Source organism: Acinetobacter sp. 226-1 (genome assembly GCF_030329325.1).
Taxonomy (GTDB): domain Bacteria; phylum Pseudomonadota; class Gammaproteobacteria; order Pseudomonadales; family Moraxellaceae; genus Acinetobacter; species Acinetobacter sichuanensis.
Map to the genome: position 1 here is coordinate 1 of NZ_JACANU010000049.1, position 1,862 is coordinate 1,862.

General features: G+C 37.2%; 3 protein-coding genes and 1 pseudogene. All 4 read right to left on the minus strand.

Going from position 1 to position 1,862, the window contains the following annotated elements; all coding sequences use genetic code 11:
* Positions 1-69: 69 nt before the first annotated feature.
* Complete coding sequence (locus tag HX124_RS18180) at positions 70-255, minus strand: 6-pyruvoyl trahydropterin synthase family protein (RefSeq protein ID WP_085970005.1); 186 nt, start codon at positions 253-255, stop codon at positions 70-72.
* Positions 256-278: 23 nt separating this feature from the next.
* Positions 279-725 carry an RrF2 family transcriptional regulator gene (locus HX124_RS17985; protein WP_000494235.1) on the minus strand — a complete coding sequence of 149 codons (447 nt, stop codon included), beginning with the start codon at positions 723-725 and terminating at the stop codon, positions 279-281.
* Positions 726-1,116: 391 nt separating this feature from the next.
* Complete coding sequence (gene dfrA36, locus HX124_RS17990) at positions 1,117-1,629, minus strand: trimethoprim-resistant dihydrofolate reductase DfrA36 (RefSeq protein WP_024198497.1); 513 nt, start codon at positions 1,627-1,629, stop codon at positions 1,117-1,119.
* Positions 1,630-1,751: 122 nt separating this feature from the next.
* Positions 1,752-1,862, minus strand: a pseudogene (locus tag HX124_RS17995) (hypothetical protein); the annotation flags it as partial.

A 1,862-nucleotide genomic window follows, 5' to 3' on the forward strand; every position in this document is an offset into this window, starting at 1 on the left:
CAGGGGTGTCGAAAGAGTCAACTGCGGTCCAAAGCTGTTGGACTTGGGTGAAAAGGGCGTTTATTCTTCCTATACGTCTCCAAAATCCAATACGAAACCATTTTTAGGGTTGCTGTCCTCGTGTTTAATTTTGCCAGCTAAAGTGACTCTTAACATATAAGTATGTCCATGAATGTTTCGGCAAAGACCGTCGTATCCTTTCAATGCGTGCGCCATGTCGAAGGTGAAGCACTTGGTAATTCTGATTGTATCCACGAATTTGATTGTTAGCTGTTACTTTATTCTAATTCAAAAATTTTCAGAAAAGAATGTCCGTCGTTTACTTGATCTACCATGTCGAAAACCGTGGTGGTTTTGATCATTTCTTTGAGATCAGCTTTGATGTTTTTGTATTTATGATGAACAGGGCAAGGGTTTACTTCTGAACATTTTTTCAAACCAAGAACGCACATCGTAAAGGCTACCTCACCATCAATGACCAAAACAATATCTTCAATGGAAATCGTTCTAATCTTCGCCTCCTCCATCTCAAAACCTCCCTGTGCTCCTTGAACGGAATAGATTATTTTTCCCTTGGCGAGTTTCTGAAGAATCTTTGCGGTGAAATATTCGGGTGAATCAATAGACTGTGCAATTTCTTTTAAACTGACACGCCTTTTTTCCATCGAATTAAGCGCTACAAAAATACAGGCACGAATGCCATACTCACATGCTTTTGTAAACATTGTTTTCGTAATTTTCGGTAAAAGTAGTGAAGTAATTTCAAAGTGGATAGATTAGTCTAATTTAAAATTGAAATTGATTGTAAAAACAGTGTATTTTAAGATCTTGGATTTGAGAAAAAAGATGATTTATCAGTTTGATCGAAAAGACAACAGGCATTCCTTCTATTGAAGTTGATTTGGTTCAGAACAGCATGTATATCAGAAAAACAGGGCTTCTTTATTATTTAAACAAGTTACAGAATTAAAGGCTGTATATCAAAGTGAACGCTACGATAAAAGAAGCACTTCGACAAAATAAAGGTTCGTGAAATTTAGATTTTTCCACCTTAGAAGAATAGCAAAAATGTTTTAGTGCCAGCACCTCAAAATAACGTTAACCCGAAAAAGCGAATCAGGATAACTTCTTAGTGAATTTTTTGACCGTAAAATTATACGCATTTTTAGAATCTGCTTCATGCACACGCAGCACCTCTTCATTCCAAAGCGAAAAATCGATGGAAGGAAAAAATGTATCCGCACCAAAAGTATGATCCACAAAGGTTATAAACATTTCATCAACCCTGTTTTTTTCTAAAGCCTCCTCATATATTTGTCCGCCACCAATGATAAAAACGGTTCTCTTATCTTCGTTCTCATAGTGTTTCAAGCAACCTTCCATGCTGTGAAAAACAGTACAATTCGGTGCTTCAAAAGCTGTATTCCGAGTTAATATTGCATTTTCCCGATTTGGAAGTGGACGAAACCTTTCAGGGATTGATTCGAAATTTTTCCTACCCATAACCACAATGTGATTCAGTGTAGTTTCTTTAAAAAAAAGCATATCGGCCGGTAAATGCCACATCAAATCGTTGTTTTTACCAATGCCCTTTTCAAGATCCATTGCAACTATCAAACTTACTTTCATGAAAAACGCTATTAGAAAAATGAATGTATTATAAAAGTATATAAATTGAAGCAATATATCACTTTTTGAAAGCAATAGATGGATTAAATTGGAAATAAATAGCTGTTTAAAGAGAAGCACGTTGTCGGCAGCGGGCCAAAAAGGAATACGTCCATGCCCATCGAGGTGAAACCGGCTGTGAGCGCGGGTTCAAGCATATAGCCCGACAGGCGCGTATCCTTGCCGATCACGAC